This window comes from Streptomyces sp. NPDC054961 (assembly GCF_053609145.1).
In genome coordinates, this window is record NZ_JBSGWY010000005.1 from 186,036 (window position 1) to 209,895 (window position 23,860).

At 71.8% G+C, this 23,860-nt stretch carries 23 protein-coding genes and 3 tRNA genes; 22 read left to right on the plus strand and 4 right to left on the minus strand.

From position 1 onward, the window contains the following. The first annotated feature begins 127 nt into the window (after positions 1 to 127). The 5 genes from ACWF9Z_RS07930 (at position 128) to ACWF9Z_RS07950 (ending at position 3,971) form a co-directional block, all read left to right on the plus strand. On the plus strand, positions 128 to 1,033 hold the full coding sequence (locus ACWF9Z_RS07930) for a LysR family transcriptional regulator (RefSeq protein WP_453598639.1): 906 nt from the start codon (positions 128 to 130) through the stop codon (positions 1,031 to 1,033). Between the two features lie 89 nt (positions 1,034 to 1,122). Beyond that, a complete protein-coding gene (locus ACWF9Z_RS07935; RefSeq protein WP_453598642.1) occupies positions 1,123 to 1,677 on the plus strand; it encodes a cysteine dioxygenase in 555 nt (184 codons plus the stop codon). Continuing rightward, positions 1,677 to 2,735 carry a YeiH family protein gene (locus tag ACWF9Z_RS07940; RefSeq protein WP_453598645.1) on the plus strand — a complete coding sequence of 353 codons (1,059 nt, stop codon included), beginning with the start codon at positions 1,677 to 1,679 and terminating at the stop codon, positions 2,733 to 2,735. Before ACWF9Z_RS07935 ends, ACWF9Z_RS07940 begins: the two co-directional genes overlap by 1 nt. 157 nt (positions 2,736 to 2,892) lie before the next feature. Next, entirely contained in the window at positions 2,893 to 3,828 is a 936-nt protein-coding gene (locus ACWF9Z_RS07945; protein ID WP_453598647.1) for a peptidase, read from the plus strand. A 55-nt stretch (positions 3,829 to 3,883) separates the two neighbouring features. Continuing rightward, a tRNA-Ser gene (locus tag ACWF9Z_RS07950) sits at positions 3,884 to 3,971 on the plus strand. Positions 3,972 to 4,265: 294 nt separating this feature from the next. Here ACWF9Z_RS07950 and ACWF9Z_RS07955 read toward each other — a convergent pair. Further along, complete coding sequence (locus tag ACWF9Z_RS07955) at positions 4,266 to 4,889, minus strand: hypothetical protein (RefSeq protein WP_453598650.1); 624 nt, start codon at positions 4,887 to 4,889, stop codon at positions 4,266 to 4,268. A gap of 669 nt (positions 4,890 to 5,558) precedes the next feature. Between ACWF9Z_RS07955 and ACWF9Z_RS07960 the strand changes: the two genes are divergently transcribed. From ACWF9Z_RS07960 to ACWF9Z_RS08005, 10 genes are all read left to right on the plus strand, one after another. Further along, the gene (locus ACWF9Z_RS07960; RefSeq protein WP_453598653.1) at positions 5,559 to 5,813 is read left to right on the plus strand and encodes a hypothetical protein; all 255 of its coding nucleotides are present in this window, start codon (positions 5,559 to 5,561) and stop codon (positions 5,811 to 5,813) included. 478 nt (positions 5,814 to 6,291) lie between these two features. Next, positions 6,292 to 6,735 (plus strand): DUF6344 domain-containing protein, encoded by a 444-nt coding sequence (locus tag ACWF9Z_RS07965; protein ID WP_453598655.1) that lies wholly within the window; start codon positions 6,292 to 6,294, stop codon positions 6,733 to 6,735. A gap of 599 nt (positions 6,736 to 7,334) precedes the next feature. Then, the gene (locus ACWF9Z_RS07970; RefSeq protein WP_453598657.1) at positions 7,335 to 7,469 is read left to right on the plus strand and encodes a hypothetical protein; all 135 of its coding nucleotides are present in this window, start codon (positions 7,335 to 7,337) and stop codon (positions 7,467 to 7,469) included. Positions 7,470 to 7,523: 54 nt separating this feature from the next. Beyond that, on the plus strand, positions 7,524 to 8,681 hold the full coding sequence (locus tag ACWF9Z_RS07975; RefSeq protein WP_453598660.1) for an acyl-CoA dehydrogenase family protein: 1,158 nt from the start codon (positions 7,524 to 7,526) through the stop codon (positions 8,679 to 8,681). A gap of 125 nt (positions 8,682 to 8,806) precedes the next feature. Beyond that, positions 8,807 to 9,811, plus strand: coding sequence for a bifunctional MaoC family dehydratase N-terminal/OB-fold nucleic acid binding domain-containing protein (locus ACWF9Z_RS07980; protein ID WP_453598820.1), 1,005 nt, complete (start codon positions 8,807 to 8,809; stop codon positions 9,809 to 9,811). Further along, positions 9,811 to 10,911: an acyl-CoA dehydrogenase family protein gene (locus tag ACWF9Z_RS07985; RefSeq protein WP_453598662.1), complete on the plus strand. Its 1,101-nt coding sequence runs from the start codon at positions 9,811 to 9,813 to the stop codon at positions 10,909 to 10,911. Before ACWF9Z_RS07980 ends, ACWF9Z_RS07985 begins: the two co-directional genes overlap by 1 nt. Next, positions 10,908 to 11,306, plus strand: coding sequence for a MaoC family dehydratase (locus tag ACWF9Z_RS07990; protein WP_453598664.1), 399 nt, complete (start codon positions 10,908 to 10,910; stop codon positions 11,304 to 11,306). The genes ACWF9Z_RS07985 and ACWF9Z_RS07990 overlap by 4 nt, the downstream gene beginning before the upstream one ends. Next, positions 11,303 to 12,469: a lipid-transfer protein gene (locus ACWF9Z_RS07995; RefSeq protein WP_453598667.1), complete on the plus strand. Its 1,167-nt coding sequence runs from the start codon at positions 11,303 to 11,305 to the stop codon at positions 12,467 to 12,469. Before ACWF9Z_RS07990 ends, ACWF9Z_RS07995 begins: the two co-directional genes overlap by 4 nt. Before the next feature lie 146 nt (positions 12,470 to 12,615). Next, positions 12,616 to 13,149, plus strand: coding sequence for a SigE family RNA polymerase sigma factor (locus tag ACWF9Z_RS08000; RefSeq protein ID WP_453598669.1), 534 nt, complete (start codon positions 12,616 to 12,618; stop codon positions 13,147 to 13,149). Positions 13,150 to 13,344: 195 nt separating this feature from the next. Next, the gene (locus ACWF9Z_RS08005) at positions 13,345 to 14,994 is read left to right on the plus strand and encodes a long-chain fatty acid--CoA ligase (RefSeq protein ID WP_453598671.1); all 1,650 of its coding nucleotides are present in this window, start codon (positions 13,345 to 13,347) and stop codon (positions 14,992 to 14,994) included. Positions 14,995 to 15,006: 12 nt separating this feature from the next. Here ACWF9Z_RS08005 and ACWF9Z_RS08010 read toward each other — a convergent pair whose 3' ends face one another. The 3 genes from ACWF9Z_RS08010 to ACWF9Z_RS08020 all read right to left on the minus strand — a co-directional run bounded on the left by ACWF9Z_RS08010 (position 15,007) and on the right by ACWF9Z_RS08020 (position 19,612). Continuing rightward, complete coding sequence (locus ACWF9Z_RS08010; protein ID WP_453598674.1) at positions 15,007 to 15,585, minus strand: antibiotic biosynthesis monooxygenase; 579 nt, start codon at positions 15,583 to 15,585, stop codon at positions 15,007 to 15,009. 14 nt (positions 15,586 to 15,599) lie between these two features. After that, entirely contained in the window at positions 15,600 to 19,067 is a 3,468-nt protein-coding gene (locus ACWF9Z_RS08015; protein WP_453598677.1) for a PAS domain-containing protein, read from the minus strand. A gap of 119 nt (positions 19,068 to 19,186) precedes the next feature. Beyond that, positions 19,187 to 19,612 (minus strand): SSI family serine proteinase inhibitor, encoded by a 426-nt coding sequence (locus ACWF9Z_RS08020; RefSeq protein ID WP_453598680.1) that lies wholly within the window; start codon positions 19,610 to 19,612, stop codon positions 19,187 to 19,189. 187 nt (positions 19,613 to 19,799) lie between these two features. On the opposite strand from ACWF9Z_RS08020, the gene ACWF9Z_RS08025 reads away from it, so the two are divergent. The 7 genes from ACWF9Z_RS08025 to ACWF9Z_RS08055 all read left to right on the plus strand — a co-directional run bounded on the left by ACWF9Z_RS08025 (position 19,800) and on the right by ACWF9Z_RS08055 (position 23,846). After that, a tRNA-Ser gene (locus ACWF9Z_RS08025) sits at positions 19,800 to 19,890 on the plus strand. Positions 19,891 to 20,096: 206 nt separating this feature from the next. Continuing rightward, a tRNA-Arg gene (locus ACWF9Z_RS08030) sits at positions 20,097 to 20,169 on the plus strand. Between the two features lie 253 nt (positions 20,170 to 20,422). Further along, entirely contained in the window at positions 20,423 to 20,788 is a 366-nt protein-coding gene (locus tag ACWF9Z_RS08035) for a PH domain-containing protein (RefSeq protein WP_356651820.1), read from the plus strand. A 6-nt stretch (positions 20,789 to 20,794) separates the two neighbouring features. After that, on the plus strand, positions 20,795 to 21,688 hold the full coding sequence (locus tag ACWF9Z_RS08040; protein ID WP_453598683.1) for a DUF2797 domain-containing protein: 894 nt from the start codon (positions 20,795 to 20,797) through the stop codon (positions 21,686 to 21,688). Between the two features lie 104 nt (positions 21,689 to 21,792). After that, positions 21,793 to 22,140, plus strand: coding sequence for an antibiotic biosynthesis monooxygenase family protein (locus tag ACWF9Z_RS08045; RefSeq protein ID WP_453598686.1), 348 nt, complete (start codon positions 21,793 to 21,795; stop codon positions 22,138 to 22,140). Continuing rightward, positions 22,121 to 23,002, plus strand: a complete 882-nt coding sequence (locus ACWF9Z_RS08050; RefSeq protein WP_453598689.1) for an amidohydrolase family protein — start codon at positions 22,121 to 22,123, stop codon at positions 23,000 to 23,002. The genes ACWF9Z_RS08045 and ACWF9Z_RS08050 overlap by 20 nt, the downstream gene beginning before the upstream one ends. A gap of 76 nt (positions 23,003 to 23,078) precedes the next feature. Further along, positions 23,079 to 23,846 (plus strand): response regulator transcription factor, encoded by a 768-nt coding sequence (locus ACWF9Z_RS08055; RefSeq protein ID WP_356651812.1) that lies wholly within the window; start codon positions 23,079 to 23,081, stop codon positions 23,844 to 23,846. The last annotated feature ends 14 nt before the right edge of the window (positions 23,847 to 23,860 follow it).

Here is a 23,860-nt window from a genome sequence, read left to right on the forward strand (position 1 = left end):
TGGGTTGGCAACACCGGCCGTGTCGTCGCGCGCGGCAATTTTCCCGGCCGGAGTGGCTTTGTGGGGCGGGGCGGCGTCGCGGCATCGCGCGGGCCCCCCCCTCCCAATATCTGCTTATGCTTCGAGGGTGTTCGACTCGCGGCACATACGGACGTTCCACGAGGTGGTCGCCTCCGGGTCCTACTCGGCCGCCGCCCGTGTCCTCGGCTACACCCAGCCCGCGATCACCCAGCAGATGAAGGCGCTCGAACGCGCCGTCGGGACCCCGCTGTTCACCCGCGTGGGCCGCCGCATGCAGCTCACCGAGGCCGGCGAGTCCATGGTCCGGCACGCCGAGTCCATCCTCGGCAGCCTCTCCGCCGCCGAGGCCCAGCTGAAGGCCTACGCCCGGCTGCGCACCGGCCGCGTCCGGCTCTGCGGATTCCCCAGCGCCAACGTCACCCTCGTCCCGGAAGCCCTGAGCTGCCTGGCCAAGGACCACCCCGGCATCCAGGTCGAGCTGCTCGAGGGCGAGCCTCCGGACTCGCTGCGCAGGCTGGAGCGCGGTGAGTGCGACATCACCCTGGCCTTCACCTATCCCGGCCTGCACGAGGAGATCCCGGAGGAGGTGGCCGAGGTCAAGCTGCTGGAGGACCAGCTGACGGTGTTGCTGCCGACCGGGCACCCACTGGCCCGGCGCCGCGCCGTCCACCTGGCCGACCTCGCCGAGGAGCGGTGGATCGCCGGCTGCCCGCGCTGCCGGGCGAACCTGCTGCACGAATGCGCGGAGCTGGGCTTCGTCCCCGACATCCGGTTCGCCACGGACGACAACCTGGTCGTGCAGAGCCTGGTGGCGCAGGGCCTGGGCGTCGCCATGATGCCCGCGCTGGTGCTGCCCTCGCTCTCCCTGACCAAGGTGTGCGGACGGGCCCTGGAACCGGCCGCGCGCCGCCACATCGCCGCCTACGTCTACCGCGACCACCTGCGGATTCCCGCGACGGCGGTGGTGCTGGACGCCCTGAGGCAGGCGGCGTCGAACCGGATCGGCTGCTGAGCGGGCACCACCCACTCATAAGCTGAACTTGGGATTTCAGCTCAGAACTGTCGTTGGACGTGATGGGTGGCCTCCTCGACGCTCCCCTTATGACCACCACCACTCCGGCCCGCACGACCGCGAGGATGGCCGCCCTCGTCGCCGAGATCCGTACGGTCGTCGACCGGGGTCTGGCCCCGGACCTGACCGCTTACCTGGTCGGCGAGCGCCTCGCCCCGCACCTGGGGATGCCGGGCTTGCTCACCGCGGAGCAGCGGGAGGGGCACACCGACCGGTACCGGCAGCACGTCCTGCACGCGGAGCCGGACGGCAGTTTTTCGGTGGTGGCCCTCGTGTGGCTGCCGGGCCAGGAGACCGCCGTCCACGACCACGTCTCCTGGTGCGTGGCCGGGGTGCACGAGGGTGAGGAGAGCGAACTCCGCTACCGCCTCGTCCCCGCGACGGCGACCGCGGGGGCCCGGCTGGTGGCCACGGAGCACGTGGTCAACGGTCCCGGTGACGTCTGCGGGTTCGCCCCGCCCGGGGACATCCACAAGGTCCGCAACTCCTGTCGTACGAAGGCGATATCCCTCCACGTCTACGGCGCCGACGTCGTTCGCCTGGGCAGTAGCGTCCGCCGCGTCTACACGCTCCCGTCCGACTGATGGCCCTGCTGAACCGCCCGGTGAGTGGGGCGGACTCGACGGAGCCGGTCGATGTTTCACGTGAAACACCGTCGTCGTGGCCCGGGTTGGGGCTGGCCCTGGCCGGCGTGCTGGTGGCCTGGTCGGTACATCGGCTGGCCTCCTGGGCGCCGATGCTGACCGTGTCGGTGGTGCTGGGCATCGCCGCCGCGCACCTCCCGGGCCTACGGGGCTTCGTGCGGGGCCCCGCGCGCCCGGGTCTCTCCCTGGCCGGCCGGCGGCTTATGCGGATCGGCATCGTCCTGCTGGGCCTGGCGCTGGGCCTGGACCAGGTGCTCCGGCTGGGCTGGGCCACGGTGGCGATGGTGGCCGCCGTGGTGGCGGCGACCTTCTTCGGCACGCTCTGGCTCGGCCGCAGGCTGGGCCTGCCCGGGGACCAGCCGCTGCTGATCGCCACGGGGTACTCGATCTGCGGAGCCTCGGCCATCGGAGCGGTCAGCGAGGTGTCCGGCAGCGACGAGGAGGACGTGGCCTCCTCGGTCGCCCTGGTCACCCTCTGCGGCACCCTGGCCATCGCCGTACTCCCCCTGCTCCAGGGGCCCCTGGGCCTCACGGACCCGGAATTCGGCCGCTGGGTGGGCGCGAGCGTCCATGACGTCGGCCAGGTGGTGGCCACCGCGCAGACCGCGGGCCCGGGTGCGCTCGGCGAAGCGGTCCTGGTCAAGCTGATGCGCGTGGCGATGCTGGCCCCGCTGGTGGCCGCGGTGGCCTTCTCGGTACGGGCCCGCAAGCGCGGGGTACGCACCCCCTCGGGCCGACGGCCGGCCCCGGTGCCCCTGTTCGTGGCCGGCTTCCTTGCCGCGGCCGCGCTGCGCGCCACGGACGTACTGCCCGACGCGGCACTGGAAGGGGCGCACACCGCGCAGGAACTGCTGCTCGCGGCAGCCCTGTTCGGCCTGGGCAGCGCGGTCCACCTGCCCACCCTCGCGCGCACCGGCGGCCGGGCCGCCCTGCTGGGGCTGGCGGCCTGGGTCGTGGTGGCCGGAGTCTCGTTCGCGGGCGTCCTTCTGACCGCGTAGCCCCGGAACGGAGGGGAGTTGGCCAATTCCTGGCCAGAACCGACTGAACGTTCCGACTGCTTCCTGACATCTCGTCCCGGCCGTGCCACGCTGCCCCCGATCCGCACCGATCCGCACCGACAACTCTTCATCCGGACACGGCAGAAGGAGTCATTGCGTGAATCGTCATCGCACGGCCCTATCGGTCTTACTCGCGGCGGGCGCCCTGCTCGCGGGCGTTCTCACGGCGGCCCCGCCCTCGGTCGCGGCGGACCATCCCGCCCGCGGCTTCTGGACCGCCGAGCGGATGCGGGCCGCCGCTCCGCTGGACATCACGGCGGCCCCGGGCGCCGTAGCCCGCACCGCCCCCACGACCACGCTGCATCCCACGACGATCGCTCCGACCCCCGCGACATCCGCGGTTCCCGCGGCCTTCCCGCAGCCGGGCGGCCCCTGGACGTCGGGGGGCGCGGTGGTGAAGACCTCGGGGCGGGTGTTCTTCACCTTCAACGGGAAGAACGCCTCCTGCTCGGGCGACTCGATCACCAGCGCCAACGGCAGCACGGTGATCACCGCCGGCCACTGCGTGAAGTACCAGGGCGCCTGGCACACCAACTGGACCTTCGTCCCGGGCTACGACAACGGGAACGCGCCCTACGGGCAGTGGACGGCCACCAAGACCTTCGCGACGGACCAGTGGGTGGCGAGCGAGGACATGAACATGGACGTCGGCCTCGCGGTCGTCGCCCCGCTGAACGGCCAGAACCTCAGCCAGGTCGTCGGCGCCCAGGGCATCGTGTTCAACGGCGGCTACAACAAGAAGATGTACGCCTTCGGCTTCCCCGCGGCGGCGCCGTACGACGGCACGAAGCTCGTCTACTGCAGCGGCAACACCGGGAAGGACTTCCTGCTGACCAAGGACCACGGCCTGCCCTGCAACATGACCGGCGGCTCCAGCGGCGGCCCTTGGTTCCAGGACTTCAACGAGGCGACGGGCCTGGGCACGCAGGCCTCGGTGAACAGCTTCGGCTACACCTTCCTGCCGAACCGCATGTTCGGCCCGTACTTCGGCCCCGAGGCGAAGGCGGCCTACGACAAGGCCCAGACCGCCTGACCCCTGAAATCCCCAGCGCCGACGACCCCCACCGCCCGGTACTCTGTACCGGCCAGGTGGGTTGCCCGAGCGGCCTAAGGGAACGGTCTTGAAAACCGTCGTGGCGCGAGTCACCGTGGGTTCAAATCCCACACCCACCGCCAGCTCAGCGAACGCGCTGATCAAAAGGGGTGTCTCTCATGGAGAGGCACCCCTTCTGCGTCCCCCTGTCTCATCAGGGGTCTCCCCTGGCACGTCGTTGATCACTGTGTACGGCCAACCTGCGGCCAAGGCCCTCAGCCGATCGCGGAGAGACTTGTTCGGGCTTGGGGACAGTGCCACCGCACCCCTTGCCCCCTCGAAGCGGTGCTGCCGCTGGGTGAGCTGGTGATGCTCCACAGCGCGCCGTGCCACCTCGACGGGGTCCATGCCAGCCACGGGGCTCAGGTCTGGTCGAGTCAGCCGTCGAACCAGACGACCAGGCGGACGCCCTCGTCGCCGTGCAGAGTCGCGAGGGTCCGCATGACCGACCAGACGGCACCCCAGTCACTGTCGGGCACAGCGTGCTTCCGTCGGAGGCGTCCGATGCGGAAGAGGCGGTCGCCGTCGGGCCACTCCGTGCCCTCGGGGTAGGTACGGCCCGCGCGGTAGAGGGAGTGGGGGGCGGTGAGGCCGGACAGCTCGGCAAAGCGGGTGAGGCTGGTGTTCCGGCCGGCCAGCTCCCAGGTTCCGTCCGGACCACGGCGGTACTCATGGACGCAGTCATCGACGTCGTTCGCGGCCTCGTCCCAGTCCGTGGCCACCAGTTCCGCCCAGGTGATCCAGGACGCACCGGTCGCGTCCGAGCTCCAGGACTCGAAGTCGGCGAGGGTCTCCTGAGACACGTCAGACGGTAGGCCGCGGTGATCGGCGAGCGGGCGGAAGGAGGTGGTGTCGCGCATGCCGAACAGGGAGCCGAAGGCCACGTAGGAGCGCCCGTTGTAGAGGTGAGTGAGGTCGATGGCCCCGCTCCAGCTGCGGTCGTCCTCGTCCAGCCAGCGGTCCCAGCGACACTCGATGAACCCGTGTATGTCTGCTCCCATGCCTGGAATTGTTCTCCGTCGGGGTAAGGCGTGCGACGAGATTTCCGGCTTGCCGACTGGCTCCGAGCATGCTCGGTCGGGCGCCGAAGCTGGGGCTGGTCCCCCAGGCGTCCCCGGGCTCCGGCGATCAGGGTCGCCGGAGGACCCCTTCGCGGGTCAGCGAGGCGAGAGCGCTCGGGGGACTCGGGCATGCCTGTCCCTCTTCCCGTCGGGTGGCGAGGTACCGGGCGGAGCTTGGCCGGAGAGGGCCTTTCGGATACCTGAGTCGCGATTTCCTCCGCTTCGAAAGGCCGGGACTTTCTAGAGCGGGCGTTCCTTATGTGGCGTTTCGCGGAGTTTGTGGGTTCCCCTGCGCGTGCGGAAGGTGGCGCTCCACATAAACTTTGGATCTTTTTGTGGCGAGGCTCTTATCCACAGGTTCGGGATCTGTGTATTGCCTGGCCAGAGGCTGTTTGGTGACGGTTTTGCACAGTCGGTTGTCCACGCCTTCGTACACAGGGATCCAGGGTGTGCCCACATCCGATTCAAGGTTATCCACAGGGACCTGTGGATGAGTGAGTTTGCTGGAAAGCGACTTGCTGCCACCCTTTCTTTCACGAGGTGGCGAGGTCGCAAAAAGGCGGCCCCCGCTGGCACGGGAGCCGCCCTGACCCTTCTGGAAGGTCACTCATGACAGTACCTAGTGAGCGCGTCAGCTCAAGCCCCGGGGACGACCCCTCCGGCCGCTCCGACGAGCGCGGGACGATCCGTCGCCGGCCGTTGCTGCTCGGCCTGGCGGGTGTCGCCGCGGTGGCGACGGGACTCGTGTGCTTCTTCCCGTCGTTCGCCGGGCCCATCAGCACCGGGGCGACGGTGCTGGCGCTGGGGCCGGTCGTGCAGGCGAGGTTCGGCGGGCCGAAGGAGCGTCGGCGCGACCGCCAATAGTGCCGTGACGGCGCGGCCGGATCTCATCCTGCGTGGGCCCTGTGTGGCCCCGTGTGTGGGCCGGTGTGGTGAGGCCGTGAGGCGTGAGGCGCGTCTCTCCAGGGTCAGACGATGTGCTGATCAGAAGGGGTGCCACCGTCCGGTGGCGCCCCTTTCGCGTGCGGTCGGCCGAACAGGGCGACCAGCCGGACACCCTCGTCGCCCTGCGGGCCCGCCGGGGTGCGCAGGGAATCGGCCGGAGACGGGGCTGTTTCTGCTGCTCGGGCGGCCGGCGGGCCCCCTTTGGCGGGTCGCCCTCAGGCCTGCTCAGACGGGCCGTGCGCCCGGGATGTCCAAGGTGGAAATCATGGCATTGGTTCCTTTGGGTGGTGTTTGTCGGAAGATCGGCGCGGGCCGTGGAGGCGCTGCGGTTGCGCTCGCATCATGACGAATGTATTCAGATCCGCCCGTCGGAACATCGCGAAATGAGGGACCCGTCATGGCTCACCGCAGCACCATCACGTCGATCTGGACCACCTTCCTCGCAGCGCTCGTGGCGCTCTTCACCACCCTCGGTCTCGGTGGCAAGGCCGCATCGGCCGTCGCCGCCTCCCCCGCCTCCCCCGTCGCCCCGGCGGCCTCCACCGTGACGCGGCCGGCCTTCGTGGCCCGGCAGACTTGGCGGGCGATGATGCGGGGCGGATCGCTCCCGCCCACCATCAAGCAGCGCATCCGCGCCGAAGCCCACGGCAAGACTCCTTCCGTCCGCCGCTCCAGCACCGCCGCCGCACTCACCGCGGGTTCCGGTTCCGGCGCTGAGTCGGGCATCGCGTCCGGACTCGGATCCGGCCGCGCACTCGGATCCGCTGGGGCCGATCGTTCGGCCGCGGTCACCGCACTGGGCCGCAGCGGCGTCGCTCAGGAGATGGCGCTTGCCGCGTAGCCGTACGGAGCGGAACGAGCAGGACCAGTACGAGCGGGACCGTGGAACGAGAACGAGCGGGACCGGTACGAGCAGGACCGTGGGATCGGAACGAGCAGGACCGAACGAGCAGGACCGTGGGACCGGAACGAGCAGGGCCGAACGAGCAGGGCGTGGCGTAGCGGGACGCGACGTGGCACCACGGGTCGGACGCGGGCAGCCGCATGACCCGGAGCACGGCGGCGCGCAGCGCACACAGCATGCAGTACTCATGCGTCACGCGGTACAGCACGGCACGTAGGACGTCACGACGCACGAGGCCACGACGCAGGACGTAAGCCGCAGGTCACAGCGCACAGCGCACAGCGCGAAGCACGCACCACGCACCACGCACCACGCACCACGCACGCGTACGACAGCAGGCGCTCGAGCCCGGTCGGTCGGTGGAAGCAGGCCGAGACCGTGGATCGCGCCGCGAGCGTGCCCCGGAGTGGGGCACCGTGGGATTGCCCCGGCGGGCGCCGGGGACGCGTCGGGAGCGTAGGGGGCGCGGAGTTCGGGATTGCAGGGCCGCAGGCCCGGGAGACGGTGGGTTCCCGGACGGCGCGGCTCTTTTTGGCATGTCCGGCCCCGGGCGGTGGGCGGAACGCCTGGAGGACAAAGACCTGGCGAGCATCCGTACCGCCCGCGTCATCACCGACGTCGCCGCGTGCGGCCCCGCCCGGGTCGCCGCCCCGGCCTTGACATCCACCTAGAATCTGACGGACAGTCAGGTCCACTCGATGATGTGATGCCGGGAGGCCAGCGCCGTGCACCTCGCCCCGACCGAAGGCCAGTTGCGGCTCCGCGCCGAACTGCGTGCGTACTTCGGAAACCTGCTGCCGGACGGGGTGCCCGAGGACCCCGCCGAGCAGCGCGCACTACTGCGCCGCATAGGCGCCGACGGGCTCCTCGGCCTCGGCTGGCCCGTCGAGTACGGAGGCCGTGGCCGAGGCCCCGACGAGCAGTTCGTGTTCTTCGACGAGGCCTACCGGGCCGGTGCTCCCGTCTCCATGGTCACCCTCAACACCGTGGGCCCGACCCTGATGAAGTACGGGACGCAGGAGCAGAAGGACTACTTCCTCCCCCGGATCCTCACGGGCGAACTCGTCTTCGCCATCGGCTACTCGGAGCCCGAGGCCGGCACCGACCTCGCTTCGCTCCGGACCAGGGCCGTGCGGCACGCCGGGGAGTGGGTGATCGACGGGCAGAAGATCTTCACGTCCAACGCCCAGAACGCCGACTGGATCTGGCTCGCCTGCCGCACCGACCCGGAGGCTCCCAAGCACAAGGGCATCTCCATCATCCTGGTGCCCACCGATGATCCCGGTTTCACCTGGACCCCGATCGAAACGGTCGGCGGTCTGACCACGACCGCCACGTACTACGACTCCATCCGCGTGCCCGTCGGCAACCTCGTCGGTCCCGAGCACGGCGGCTGGGGACTGATCACCAACCAGCTCAACCACGAGCGCGTGGCCCTCGCCGCCATCGGCATGCAGGCCGAGGACTTCTACGAGGCCGCGCTCGACCACGTGCGCACCCCTGACCCGGTCACCGGCGAGCGTCCGGCCGACCGGCCCTGGGTGCAGTCCCGCCTCGCCGAGGCCCACGCGCGCCTCGCCGCCGTACGCCTCCTGAACTGGCGGCTGGTCCAGGACGTCGGCGCCGGCTCCCTGGCCCCCGGCGATGCGAGCGGCGTGAAGTTCCTGGGCACCGAGTCCACCGTCGAGGTCTACCGGATCTGCCAGGAGGTGGTGGGGGAGGAGGCCCTCGTACGGGGCCCGGGACCCGGGGCCTTCGAGGGCGGCGAACTGGAGCGGATGAACCGGGCCGCCCAGATCAACACCTTCGGCGGCGGCGTCAGCGAGGTGCAACGGGAGATCGTCGCGATGATGCGGCTCGGCATGAAGGGGAGGAAGAGATGACCGCCAAGAGGGCCGAGAGCCCCCGGAGCGCCCGGACCGGCACGACCGACGCGCCCATCACCACAGCCGCCACCACAGACACCGCCACCACAGACACCGCCACCACCGCGACGACCGCCTCCGCCATGACCACCACCACCACGACCGACGAAGCCTCGGCAGCCGGCTTCCACGCGTTGCTGAAGGCCTTCGAGGGACAGCCCGCCGCCGCCGGGGGGCAGGGCAAGGACGCGGTCAACGAGCCGATGATCCGGCACTGGTGCGAGGCGATGGGTGACGCCAACCCCGCCTACACCGGGCCGGACGCCATCGCCCCGCCCACCATGCTCCAGGCCTGGACGATGGGCGGTCTCTCCGGCCACAGCGACCGCTCCTCGGCCTACGACGAGCTCTTCGCGCTGCTCGACGGCGCGGGCTGCACCTCCGTGGTCGCCACCGACTGCGAGCAGGAGTACCTGCGGCCGCTGCGCCCCGGCGACGCGATCACCTTCGACGCCGTCATCGAGTCGGTGTCCGCGCGCAAGACCACCAAGTTGGGCACCGGCCACTTCGTGACCACCCGCATGGATGTCCGCGCGAACGGTGAGCTCGCCGGGACGCACCGCTTCCGGATCCTCAAGTACGCACCGGCGGCGAAGCCGGCCGCACAACGAGCCGCACGACAGGCGGCACCACAGGCGGCCGCACCACAGGCCGCACAGCGCCCCGCGCAACCATTGCCGAAGAAGCCCGCCCAGCGGCCCCGCCCCGTGATCAACCGCGACAACCAGGGCTTCTGGGACGGCGTCCGCGATCACAAGCTGCTGATCCAGCGCTGCACCGCCTGCGCCACGCTCCGGTTCCCGTGGCTCCCCGGCTGCAACGCCTGCGCGAGCCCGGACTGGGACACGATCGAGGCCTGCGGCTCCGGCACGGTGTTCAGCTACGTGGTCATGCACCACCCGCCCTTCCCGGCGTTCGATCCGCCCTACGCCGTCGCGCTCGTCGAACTCGCCGAGGGGGTCCGCATGGTCAGCAACATCACCGGGGTCCCCCATGACAAGGTCCGCATCGGCCTGCCCGTCCGACTGGAGTTCCTGCGCGTGGACGAGGAACTGGAACTGCCCGTCTTCCGGGGGAGCGAGGCCTGATGGACTTCCGCCCCACCGAGGAGCAGGCCGCCGCGGCCGGACTCGCCGCCCAGATCTTTCGCGACCTCGCCACCCACGACCGCCTCGCGGCCGCCGGCACCGGCAGCGACGCCGAGCTGTGGAAGGCCCTCACCGCCGCCGGACTGACCGCCGCCGTCGAGGACGTCGGCCTGCTCGGCCTGGTGCTCCTGCTGGAGGAACAGGGCCGCACCACCGCACAGGTCCCGTACGCCGCCACCTGCGTCTACGGGGTCCTGGCCCTGACCCGGCACGGCAGCGCCGCTCAGCGCGCCCGGCTGCTGCCCGCCCTGGGCTCCGGCGACGCGGTGGCCACCGGCGCCTTTCCCCGGCGCGGCCGGATCACCGCGTCGCAGGACGGCCTGCTCACCGGCACCGCCCCCGCCGTCCCGTGGCTGCGCGAGGCCACGCACGTCCTGGTCCCGGACGCGGCCGGGGCCCTGTGGCTCGTACGGACCGACGCGCCCGGGGTGCACACCTCGGCGGTGGAGACCACGGCGCCCTGGTCGGCCGCGAGCCTGACCCTGACCGGCGCGGCAGCGGAACGCATCGGCGGGGAGGACGCCTACGCGGACGTGCTGGCCGTGGCCCGCACCGCCTTCGCCGGACTCCAGGCGGGGGTCTGCGCGGGCTCCCTGGCCCGCGCGGTGGAGTACACCTCCACCCGCGAGCAGTTCGGCCGGCCGCTCTCCACGAACCAGGGGGTCATGCTGCGCGCGGCCGACGCGTACATGGACACCGAGGCGATCCGGGTCACCGCGTACGAGGCGGCCTGGCGCGTCGACGAAGGGCTCCCGGCCGGGCACCACGCGCTGACGGCGGCCTGGTGGGCCTCGGAGGCGGGCAAGCGGGTCGTCCACGCGGGCCAGCACCTGCACGGCGGGATGGGAGCCGACCTCGACCACCCCGTCCACCGGCACTTCCTGTGGGGGCGCCAGCTCGACGCGTACCTGGGGTGCGGCAGCGAGCTGCTGGCCGAGCTGGGGGCGCTCCTGTCCGAGGGCGCGCCCGACACCGCGTCCGACACCGGGCCCGACGACGCACTTGAAGCACCCGGAGCACCCGAGGGGGATGCCGCATGAACATCGGCGACACACTGCCGCCGCTGGAGGTACCGGTCACCCGCACGCTGATCGTCGCGGGCGCGATCGCCTCCCGCGACTACCAGGACGTGCACCACGACGCGGCGCTCGCGCGGGAGAAGGGCTCTCCGGACATCTTCATGAACATCCTGACGACCAACGGCCTGGTCGGCCGGTACATCACCGATCACCTGGGCCCGGCCGCCGTACTGCGCAAGGTCGCCATCCGGCTCGGCGCCCCCAACTACCCCGGCGACACGATGACCCTCACCGGCACCGTCACCGCCCGGGACGGGGACACCGCCGAGATCCGGGTCGTCGGGGCCAACGGCATCGGCCACCACGTCACGGGCACCGTCACGGTCATCCTTCCCGCCCGGGGAGGCTCGCGATGAGCGTCCGCAACCGCGACGGACTCGGCGGCCGCGCCGCCATCGCCGGCATCGGCGCGACCGAGTTCTCCAAGGACTCCGGCCGCAGCGAGCTCAAACTGGCCGTCGAGGCCGTGCACGCGGCCCTCGACGACGCGGGGCTCACCCCCGCGGACGTCGACGGCATGGTCACCTTCACGATGGACACCAGCCCCGAGATCACCGTGGCCCAGGCGGCCGGCATCGGAGAGCTGTCCTTCTTCTCCCGCATCCACTACGGCGGCGGCGCCGCCTGTGCCACCGTGCAGCAGGCCGCCCTCGCCGTCGCCACCGGGGTCGCGGAGGTCGTCGTCTGCTACCGCGCCTTCAACGAGCGGTCCGGCCGCCGCTTCGGCTCCGGTGTCCAGCAGCGCGAGCCCTCCGCGGAGGGGGCGGCGCTCGGCTGGTCGTTGCCCTGGGGGCTGCTCACCCCGGCCTCCTGGGTGGCGATGACGGCCCAGCGCTACCTGCACGCGTACGGCCTGACCCCGGAGGCCTTCGGCCACGTCGCCGTCACCGACCGCCGGCACGCCGCGAACAACCCGGCCGCCTACTTCCACGGCAAGCCCATCACGCTCGCCGACCACGCCGCCTCCCGTTGGATCGTCGAGCCGTTGCGGCTGCTGGACTGCTGCCAGGAGACGGACGGCGGCCAGGCCATCGTGGTCACCACCGCCGAACGGGCCCGCGACCTCAGGCAGAAACCTGCCGTGATCACGGCCGCCGCCCAGGGCGCGGGCCGCCGCCAGGAGGGGATGACCTCCTTCTACCGGGACGATCTGACCGGGCTGCCGGAGATGGACGTGGTGGCCCGCCAGCTGTGGCGGACCAGCGGGCTGCGCCCCTCCGACATCGACGTCGGCATCCTCTACGACCACTTCACCCCCTTCGTGCTGATGCAGCTCGAGGAGTTCGGGTTCTGCGCACCGGGGGAGGCCGCCGATTTCGTCGCCGCGGACGCCCTGCCGCTCAACACCCACGGCGGGCAGCTCGGAGAGGCGTACCTGCACGGCATGAACGGCATCGCCGAGGCCGTGCGCCAGCTGCGCGGCACCTCCGTCAACCAGGTCGCGGGCGCCTCGCACACCCTGGTCACGGCAGGTACCGGGGTACCCACCTCCGGCCTGATCCTCGGCGCGGACGGCTGACCGCCGCGCCGCCACCGGTCCAGGGAGGGCCCCGCCTCCTCCACCTTCAGGAGGTGGGGCAGACCCCACCCCTACAACCTGAGGCGGACCCGGCTTCGGCACTTCCGGGCGATTCCTCGGGGCGCCCGCGCTCCTAGCGTGGATGCATGACCACGCCTGTGTGCACGCTCGCCTCGAATCCGACGCCGTACCCGTCGTTCTCGGCGTACGTCCGGACCCGGGGCACGGTCCTGATGCGGACCGCGCGCTCGCTCACCGCCAACCCCTGCGACGCCGAGGACCTCCTGCAGACCGCGCTCGCCAAGACGTACGTCGCCTGGGACCGCATCGAGGACCACCGGGCCCTGGACGGCTACGTGCGCCGCGCCCTGGTCAACACGCGCACCAGCCAGTGGCGCAAGCGCAAGGTCGACGAGTACGCCTGCGACGAGCTCCCCGAGCCCGGGGAACCGCCGGCCGGTGACCCCGCCGAGGCGCAGGCGCTGCGCGACGCGATGTGGCGCGCGGTGACCCGGCTGCCCGACCGGCAGCGGGCGATGGTCGTCCTGCGGTACTACGAGGACATGACCGAGGTCCAGACCGCCGAGCTGCTCGGGGTCTCCGTGGGCACGGTCAAGAGCGCGGTCTCCCGGGCGCTGGTCAAGCTCCGCGAGGACCCGGAACTGCTCCCGGTCCGCTGAACCAGCCGCCGTCCGCATCCGCTCCGCAGATGTTTCACGTGAAACACCGCCCCGTCCGGCACCCACTCGTCGGGTGTTTCACGTGAAACAACGCGGCGTTTCTACCGCTGGGTAGTGACATGCCGACCGGTACGTGCGCAGAATCGGCAGCATCCGTAGCCGCCGTAGCGCCGCAGCGCTCACCGGGAGGACGCTTTGCTGAGCACGATGCAGGACGTACCACTCCTCGTCACCCGCATACTCCAGCACGGGATGACGATCCACGGGAAGTCCCAGGTCACGACCTGGACCGGGGAGGCCGAGCCGCATCGCCGCAGCTTCGCCGAGATCGGGATCCGCGCCACCCGTCTGGCCAACGCCCTGCGCGACGAGCTCGGAGTCCAGCAGGACGACCGGGTCGCGACCCTCATGTGGAACAACGCCGAGCACGTGGAGGCGTACTTCGCGATCCCCTCCATGGGGTCGGTCCTGCACACGCTGAACCTGCGGCTCCCTCCCGAGCAGTTGGTCTTCATCGTCAACCACGCCGCCGACCGGGTCGTCCTGGTCAACGGCAGCCTGCTGCCGCTGCTGGTGCCCCTGCTGCCGCACCTGCCGACCATCGAGCACGTGGTCGTCGCGGGCGTCGGCGACCGCTCCGCGCTGGAGGGCCTCGACGTGCGCGTGCACGAGTACGAGGAGCTCCTCGCGGGCCGCCCCGACACCTACGACTGGCCCGAGCTGGACGAGCGCCAGGCCGCCGCCATGTGCTACACCTCCGGCACCACCGGGGACCCCAAGGGCGTCGTCTACTCCCATCGCTCGATCTACCTGCACTCGATGCAGGTCAACATGACCGAGTCGATGGGCCTGACCGACCGCGACACCTCCCTCGTCGTGGTCCCGCAGTTCCACGTCAACGCCTGGGGCCTGCCGCACGCCACCTTCATGACCGGCATCAACATGCTGATGCCGGACCGCTTCCTGCAGCCCGCCCCGCTCGCCGAGATGATCGAGCGGGAGAAGCCCTCGCACGCGGCGGCCGTCCCGACCATCTGGCAGGGGCTGCTGGCCGAGGTCACCGCCAATCCGCGCGACCTCAGCTCGATGAAGCAGGTCACCATCGGCGGCTCGGCCTGTCCGCCCTCGCTGATGGAGGCCTACGACAAGCTCGGCGTCCGCGTCTGCCACGCGTGGGGCATGACCGAGACCTCGCCGCTCGGCACCATGGCGCACCCGCCGGCCGGTCTGAGCGCCGAGGAGGAGTGGCCCTACCGGCTCACCCAGGGCCGCTTCCCGGCGGGCGTCGAGGCCCGCCTGGTGGGCCCCGGCGGTGACCACCTGCCCTGGGACGGAGAGGCGGCGGGCGAGCTGGAGGTCCGCGGCACCTGGATCGCCGGCTCCTACTACGGCGGAGCGGCCGGCGAACCGGTGTGCCCCGAGGACAAGTTCAGCGCGGACGGCTGGCTCAAGACGGGCGACGTCGGCGTCATCAGCCCCGACGGCTACCTCACCCTCACCGACCGGGCCAAGGACGTCATCAAGTCCGGTGGCGAGTGGATCTCCAGCGTGGAGCTGGAGAACGCGCTGATGGCGCACCCGGAGGTGGCCGAGGCGGCGGTCGTCGCCGTCCCCGACGACAAGTGGGGCGAGCGGCCGCTGGCCACCGTCGTCCTGAAGCCGGGCGCCACCGCGGACTACGCGGATCTGCGCGCCTTCCTCGGCGGATCGATCGCGAAGTGGCAGCTGCCGGAGCGCTGGACGATCGTCGAGGCGGTGCCGAAGACGAGCGTGGGCAAGTTCGACAAGAAGGTGATCCGCAAGCAGTACGCGGAGGGCGCCCTCGACGTCACCAGGCTCGACTGAGTCCCGCCGGGGCTACTGGCCCCGGGTGAGCCACGGCCGCAGCAGCTTGCTGACCGCGGGCATGGCCACGTAGGTCATCAGGGTGCTGAAGACGACGGCGAAGGCCGCCGTCCGCAGGACGAAGTGCAGGTTCACCAGGTACGGCCCGAGCAGCGCGTTGCCCGCGAGCGAGATCGGGAAGATGGCCAGCCCCGAGCTGATCGCCATCTTCCAGCGGGGCGGCGCGGGCCGGGCCGTACCCGGTTTCGCGAACCAGGTCTCCATGCCGTGCAGTTCGCGCCGGGCTATCTCGGTGTGGTGGTGCCCGAGGCAGTTGGAGAACCACGCGGCGCGTTCCGCGGAGTCCTGCCACCGCTGGAAGGCCGCCTGGTTGCGGAAGCGGTGCACCAGGAACCACGGCCCGCCGGGCACGGACGGGCGGAACAGGCCGTACCCGAGGTGGTCCGGGAACGCCGAGGCGGTCTCCAGGATCCCGTGGGCCCAGGCCTCGAAGTCCTCCTCGTGGCCCGCGTCCACCTGTCGGGCGATGAGCAGACTGACCTCCCCGTTGTCTGCGGGGACGGTCTGCTCGCTCGTGTCGGTGATGGCCATGCGGCCAGGATGAACTAGTTGGTTCCGATCTTGGCCAGCAGGTCCACGATGCGGCCCTGGACATCGGTCGTGGTGGAGCGCTCGGCGAGGAAGAGCACGCTCTCGCCCGAGGCCAGCCGAGGCAGTTCGGCCGGATCGATCCCGGTGGCCGTGTAGACCACGAGCGGGGTGTGGTTCAGCTGCCCGTTGGCGCGCAGCCAGTCCACGATCCCGGCCCGGCGTCGGCGCACCTGCATCAGGTCCATCACCACCAGGTTGGGCCGCATCCGCGAGGCCAGCTCCACGGCGTCCGTGTCCGCGTCGGCGCGCGCCACCTGCATGCCGCGCCGCTCCAGGGCGGCGGTCAGCGCGGTCGCGATCTCGTCGTGCTCCTCGATCAGCAGGACCCGGGAGGGGTGCTGTTCGCTGTCGCGCGGCGCGAGCGCCTTGAGCAGGACGGCCGGATCGGCGCCGTACGCCGCTTCGCGCGTGGCCGTCCCCAGTCCGGCCGTGACCAGGACGGGGACCTCGGCGGCCACGGCGGCCTGGCGCAGCGACTGCAGGGCGGTCCGGGTGATCGGTCCGGTCAGCGGGTCCACGAACAGCGCGGCGGGGAACGCGGCGATCTGCGCGTCGACCTCCTCGCGGGAATGGACGATCACCGGGCGGTAGCCGCGGTCGCTGAGCGCCGCCTGCGTCTGTACGTCGGGGGCGGGCCACACCAGGAGCCTGCGCGGGTTGTCCAGCGGCTCGGGCGGCAGCTCGTCGTCGACGGGGCGCGGCACGGGCCGGTTGACCACCTCGACGGCGCCTCCGGGGCCGTCCAGCGGCTCGGGGCCCTCGTCGGAGCCCGCCTCGGGTGCCCCTATGGCGAAGGCGCGGCCCTGGGGCGCGGGCTCCGCGAGGCGCCGGCGGCGGCCGGAGCCGTTGGTGTCGGTCGAGATGCCCTGGCCGAGGGTGCCCAGTGCGCGGACGCTGATCGGCGCGCCGGCGGCCTCCACCGGCGCGTCCTGCGGCTGCCGGGCCCCGGGCACGGCGATCTGCCCGGCGGCGGCCTCGTCCTCGGGGGCGTTGCGGGCCGCGGGAACCGGCCAGGCGGGGGTGGCGGGCAGTCCGCGCCGCCGTCCGGTCGGGTGGGTCTCGGGGTCTACGGGGCCCTGCGTGCCCGCGTCGGGCTGCCCGGCGGGGGCTTCGGGCTCGGCCGGGGGCGCGCCCAGCACCCGGCGCCCGCGCCGTCCGCCCGGGGCCTCGGCGTCGTCCTCGGAGGGAGCGGCGGCGGAGCCGGCGGCGGGGGGCGACTGCGGAGGCTGCGGGACCGGGGCGGGCGTCGGACCGGCGGGCAGTGCGAAACCGCCCTCGGGGGCGATGGGCCGCGGCGCGGCGGCGGCCGTGATCCCGGCCGCCGGCACCGGACCGCCGGGCCGCACCGGAGCACCGGCGGCCGGCGGCTGACCCGCCGCGCCCAGCGCGCGCCGTCGCCCGGCGGGGTGCTCGGTGAGCGGGACGGGGGCCAGCGGGACCGGGGGCGCGGGCAGGGGACCCGTCGGCATGGGCGGGAGCGCGGGCATGGCGGTGCCCTGCGGGGGCACGGGCCGCGGGGCACCGCCGTCGTTCGCGTCGTTGCTGTTGCTGTTGCTGTTGCCCTCGCCGCCGTCGCCGTTCTGGCCGCGGCGGCGTCCGGTACCGGTGTTGCCCGCGGTACCGGGGCCGGTGACGCCCAGACCTGCCGGGTTCACCGGGGACTGCGCGAGCTCCACGGGAGCACCGTCCCCCGGGCCGGCCTCCGGCCGGGCCTCGCCGCCCCGGCGCCGCCCGGACGGCAGCGCGAGCGCCGCTCCGCCGGCGGGAGCCCGGACGGCGGCCTCGGCTCCGGTGGCCGTGCCCGCGCCGGTCTTCGTACCCGGGGCGGCAAGGGCGTCGGTGTCGGAATCGTCGAGGAAGGAGTCCACGCCGCGCCGGGCCCGGCGGCCGCCGGAGACCTTGGCGGGACCGCCCTCGGCTCCCGGCTCCTCCGCGGGAGGCTCGACCGGCTCGGGCAGGGTGACCGTCCCGGCTCCCGCACCCAGCGGCAGCTCCAGCACGTACGCCCCGCCGGGCGCGCCCGGCACCTCCACGGTCTGCAGCACACCGCCGTGCGCGGCCACGATGCCCCGCACGATCGGCTCGTGCACCGGGTTCCCGCCCTCGTACGGCCCGCGCACCTCGATCCGTACGACCTCTCCGCGCTGCGCCGCGGCCACGACGATCGTCGAGTCCATGTAGCCGCTGCCCTGAGGGGTCTTGCCGGTGGCGTCCACGCCGGCGACATCCGCGACCAGGTGCGCGAGGGCGGTCGCGATCCGCTCCGCGTCCACCTCGGCCTCGATGGTCGGGGCGTGCACCGCGAACTGCGCCCGACCGGGGCCGATCAGCTCGACCGCACCGTCGACGCCGGCCTTGACGACCCCGTCGATCAGCACCTTCTTCTTGGCGAGCTTGTCGGCGCCCCCGTCGAGACGCTGGAAGCCGAGCACGTTGTCGACCAGCGTGGTCATCCGGGAGTAGCCGGCGGCCAGGTGGTGCAGCAGCTGGTTGGCCTCGGGCCACAGCTGTCCCGCGTCGTCGGCGGCCAGTGTGGCCAGCTCGCCGCGCAGTTCCTCCAGCGGACCGCGCAGGGAGTCGCCGAGGACGGCGAGCAACTGGGCGTGGCGCGCGGCCAGCGCGTCGTAGGAGCGCCGGTCGGTGAAGGTCACGACGGCGCCGACGAGCTGCTCGCCGTCCCGTACGGGTGAGGTGGTGAGGTCGACGGCGACCGGCTGCCCGGCCTTGTTCCACAGCACCTGGCCGCGCACCCGGTGCTTGCGCCCGCTGCGCAGGGTGTCGGCGAGCGGGGACTCCTCGAAGGGGAAGGGCGAGCCGTCGGCGCGCGAGTGCTGGACCAGCCCGTGCAGCTCGCGGTTGCCGAGGTCGGTGGCGCGGTAGCCGAGGATCTGGGCGGCGGCCGGATTGACCAGGACGACCCGTCCGTCGGTGTCCGTGCCGACGACGCCCTCGGCTGCGGCCCGCAGGATCATCTCGGTCTGACGCTGGGAGCGGGCCAGCTCGGCTTCGGTGTCCACCGTCTGCGAGAGGTCCCGTACGACGAGCATGAGCAGCTCGTCACCGGTGTAGGAGGGCTGCGGCTCGCGGTAGGCGTCGCGGCCGTCGAGATGGGCGGCGGTCACCTCCACGGGGAACTCGCTGCCGTCGGTGCGGCGCGCGACCATCCGCTTCGGGCGGGCGCGGCCGCCCTCGTCCTCGCCGGGCCGGCGCATGGAGCCGGGGATCAGCTTGGAGTCGAATTCGGGCAGGAGGTCGAGAACGCCCCGGCCGACGAGCCCGGTACCGGGACTCTCCATGACCTCGAGGGCGATCGAATTCGCGTTGACGACCGTGCCGTTGGCGTTGACGAGCAACAGCGCGTCCGGAAGCGCGTCGAGTATTGCTGCGAGGCGAGCAGCGCCTCGGGATGGCCTGCTGCTCACGACGAGCTTCCTCCCTGACCACAACTACCGGCAAGTCACGGGAGGAGTCTAAGGGCACCGGCTCCCGGCGAGAGGGCGGATGTGCTGCGGATACCGCTCGGCCGCCGCATCCTCCCAGGTCAGGCGCGCCCACGCGGAAGCACAGGTTCCAACTCGTTCCAGCGGTTGATCTCGCATCCGTTCGTCCTGCGGAACTCGGAATCCACCCTGCGGCCGTGCCAGGTTCCGGTGATCCGGGCGGTGGCCCGGCCGCCGTAGACCATGCTGCACAGCTGCTCCCCGGGGTCGGCGAAGGGGTCCTTGCCCTCGCGCGCGAGGGCTTCGAGGCGGGCGCAGGCCTCTTCCGCCTGGGGGTGGGTGCCGGCGGCCGGGTTGCACTCCAGCCGGTACTGGCCGTCCGCGCGCGGATTGCCGGTGTCGGACACGGCGACGGTGAGCCGGTCGGGGGCCGCCAGCAGCCGCCCCAGGGGTGGCAGCGGGGGCAGCGGACCCGCCGCCGCGGCGGTCAGGGCGGAGGTGACGGCGAAGGCGGCGAGACGCAGCATGGGGCACTCCAGGTCGTCCGTACGTCGTACGGCTGACCAACGACGGCCGGGCTTCGACGTTCCGCGTGGAATCGGGGCTTAAGGCTTTGCCCTCCGGGCCACGCTCCTTGTACCGTGGGAGCGGATTGGTGACCGGCCCCTGGCCTGTGTCATCATCTGCACGCACCTTCGTACGCGTGGGTGTGCTGGAGGCGTCGCCTAGTCCGGTCTATGGCGCCGCACTGCTAATGCGGTTTGGGGCTTACCCCCCATCGAGGGTTCAAATCCCTCCGCCTCCGCACTTCACGAAGCCCCGGTCCTTGCGGACCGGGGCTTCGGTGCTTTCCGGCCCCGGGCGGCCGCGCCACCGAACCAAGCGGATGATCTTCTTCCAAGCCATTTCCGCAGGTCAGGGCAGGTGTGGCTAATGGATTTCGCGTCCCGGCGAGGTCCATGTATTGTTGTTCTCGCAAGGCCAACGGGGCGCAAAACCCCGGCCAGCCAAGCACTCGTAGCTTAACGGATAGAGCATCTGACTACGGATCAGAAGGTTGCAGGTTCGAATCCTGCCGAGTGCACAGCCCAAGAGGCCCCCCGGTTCACCGGGGGGCCTCTTGCGTTACCCCCCTTCGTTACGTCGTCCTCTGCTCCGTTCCTTCTCCCCCGGTACCCCTCCGTCCTCCTCAGGGAGGAGAGCTGGCTCCGGGGAGCCACGGGGGGAGATGGCTCCGGCGGGGGACGCCGGGTGACAGAGGGCGCCGATACCGTTCTTGTGGATCGAGGCCGCGGTCTCGATCGAGATCGATTCACCGGGAAGGCAGGGGGACCCTCATGGGACTGTTCGGCAACGCGCACGCAGTGGATCCGGCTTCGGCGCACCGTGAGTACGCGCGACTGCTGGGGCAAGGGGAGCAAGTGCACGCCGCGTACCTGCTGATCCGCGACACGATCCTGTTCACCGACCGGCGGCTCGTGCTCATCGACAAGCAGGGGCTCACGGGGAAGAAGGTGGAGTACCACTCGATCCCCTACCGGAGCATCACGCACTTCTCGGTGGAGACCGCGGGCCACTTCGACCTGGACGCGGAGCTGAAGATATGGCTCTCGGGCAGTTCCGAGCCGATAGCCAAGACCTTCACCAAGGGAGTCGACATCTACGAGGTCCAGGCGATCCTGACGCAGTTCGTCGCCCGGTAGCCGGCCGTGTCCTGGTGGTGCACCGGAATCCGGTGGATCGACGGCCGGCCCGCCATCGGCTGGTACGGGCAGGGACCGGGCCGGGGGGAGCGGAGCAGCCCCCTCGTGTACGGGCAGCAGCTCGCCTTCGCCGGGCGCGGTGAGCGCCACTGTCTCGGCGTCCGGCGGGCCGGGCGGCGGACGCCGTGCCCGACGGAGCGGAGCGTGCCCGGACGGACCGGGAACGCCCAGTGCCCCGAGTGCGCCCGGCTGGACCGGTCCTTCTCCGTGGCGGCGGACACCAACGCGGCCGATCCGCGGACCTATCGGGTGTACCTCGCCTGGTTCGGGCCGGGATTGGTCAAGGTCGGCATCACCGCCGAGGAGCGCGGGCCGGCCCGGCTGCTGGAGCAGGGTGCGGTGACCTGGGCCTGGCTGGGGCGCGGGCCGCTGATGGCGACGCGGCGCACGGAGGAGTTGCTGCGGGCCGCGCTCGGGGTGCCCGACCGGATCCCCTACGCCCGCAAGCGGGCCGTTCGGGGCCACCTGCCGCCGGGGCCCGAACGGGCGGCGGAGGTCGCCGGGCTGCATGCGCGGGCCGCCGGGCTGGAGGGGTGGCCGGAGTCGCTGGAGCGGCTGGAGTGTGAGGTCCGGGACCACGTGGAGGCGTTCGGGCTCGAGGGGCTTCCCCTTCCCGATCGGGTGATCACCGAGATGGTGACCGGCGGGACCGTCGCCGGGCGGCTCGTCGCCGCGGCCGGCCCCGATCTGCACTTCGCCGACGGGCTGGTCGTCGACACCCGGCTGCTGGCGGGCTGGGAGCTGACGGCTCCTGGGGAGGGCGGCGCCACCGAGGTGCCCGTGGCCGGGATCCCGGCCGTCCTGCCGGGCGCGCCCGAGGCGCAGGAGGGGCTGTTCTGAGGGCCGCGGGGGCTTAGGGGCCAAGGTCAAATCTTGGATCCCTTTGACCTCCCGGGGCCGATTGCGGTGGACATGCCCGGCCCGTCCCGCCGAGGGTGGGGGCCATGAGCATCCAGCCTGTGCCGGCCTTCGAACCGCCGTACGTCATGAGTGTTTTCACGAGTGTCCGGACCGCTGACGACAGCGGATACGCGGAGACCCTCGACCGGATGACCGAGCTCGTCGGCGCCAACCCGGGCTTCCTCGGCTACGAGTCGGCGCGTACCCCCGGCGGACTCGGCATCACCGTCGGCTACTTCCGCGATCACGAGTCCCTCGCCGACTGGCGCCGGGACATGGAGCACCAGGCGGCCATGCGGCAGGGCCGGGCGGACTGGTACGAGAGCTACACCCTGCACATCGCGACGGTGGAGCGGAGCCATGGCTTTGTCCGTGACCACAGCGACAACTGAGGCCGTCCGGGCCTTCCGGGAACGGCTCGGGGTACCCGGGCTGGTCGACGTACACACGCACTTCATGCCCGCACGCGTGCTGGACAAGGTGTGGGACTACTTCGACGCGATCGGCCCGCTGACCGGCGTCGCGTGGCCCATCACCTACCGGCACGAGGAGGAGCAGCGGGTCACGCTGCTGCGGGAGTTCGGGGTCCGGGCCTTCACCTCCATGCTCTACCCGCACAAGCCGGCCATGGCCGCCTGGCTCAACTCCTGGGCCGCGGACTTCGCCGCTCGCACCCCCGACTGCCTGCACACCGCGACCTTCTTCCCGGAGGACGGGGTGCGGGAGTACGTGGGCCAAGCCGTCGGGGCGGGGGCGCGGGTCTTCAAGGCACACCTCCAGGTGGGCGGCTACGACCCCAATGACGACCGGCTCGACCAGGTCTGGGGGCTGCTCGCGGAGGCCGGGATCCCGACCGTGGTCCACTGCGGTTCGGGGCCCGTCGCGGGCAAGCACACCGGACCGGAACCGATCGCGCGGCTGCTGGCCCGCCATCCCCGGCTGCCGTTGATCATCGCGCACATGGGGATGCCCGAGTACGCGGACTTCCTCGGCCTCGCCGACCGGTACGCCGAGGTACGGCTCGACACCACCATGGCCTTCACCGACTTCTCCGAGCAGTTCGACGGCTTCCCGCCGCAGGACCGCGGCCGGCTCGCGGACCTCGGTGACCGGATCCTGCTGGGCACCGACTTCCCGAACATTCCCTACCCCTACGAGCACCAGCTCGAGGCCCTCGAGCGGCTCGGACTCGGCGACGACTGGCTGCGCGCCGTCTGCCACGACAACGGCGCCCGGCTGTTCCACCTGGTCTGAGGGGCGGGAGGGGTTTCTCAGCAAATTCACAGGTTCAGGCAAGAACGCTCTCACGGGCGGCGGTCAGCGTGTACGCATGACTGCGACGACCACCTCCCACGCGTCCACGTCCGCCGGCCACCACACGGCTCTCGTCCGGCCCGACGGCCGGCCGTGCCGGGTCCTCGTCGTGGACGACGAGGCCGCCCTCTCCGAACTGCTCTCCATGGCTCTGCGCTACGAGGGCTGCGAGGTCCGCAGCGCCGGCGACGGGGCGGGTGCGGTGCGCGCCGCACGGGAGTTCAGGCCGGATGTCGTACTCCTCGACATCATGCTTCCCGACATGGACGGGCTGGCCGTCCTCGGCCGGCTGCGGCGGGAGCTCCCGCAGGTTCCGGTGCTGTTCCTGACCGCCAAGGACTCGGTCGAGGACCGCATCGCGGGTCTTACGGCGGGCGGCGACGACTACGTCACCAAGCCGTTCAGCCTGGAGGAGGTCGTGGCCCGGCTGCGCGGCCTGGTCCGGCGCTCCGGCGCCGCGCAGGCCGCCCGTGGCGGGTCGGTGCTCGAGGTCGGCGACCTGCGGCTCGACGAGGACAGCCACGAGGTGAGCCGGGGCGGTCAGGAGGTCCACCTGACCGCCACCGAGTTCGAGCTGCTGCGGTACCTGATGCGCAACCCGCGCCGGGTGCTGAGCAAGGCGCAGATCCTGGACCGGGTGTGGTCCTACGACTTCGGCGGCCAGGCCAATGTCGTCGAGCTGTACATCTCCTACCTACGGCGCAAGCTGGAGGCGGGCACCGGCCTCCCGCCGTTGATCCACACCCGGCGGGGCGCCGGCTATCTGATCAAGCCGGCCGAGTAGTGGCCCTCCGCGTG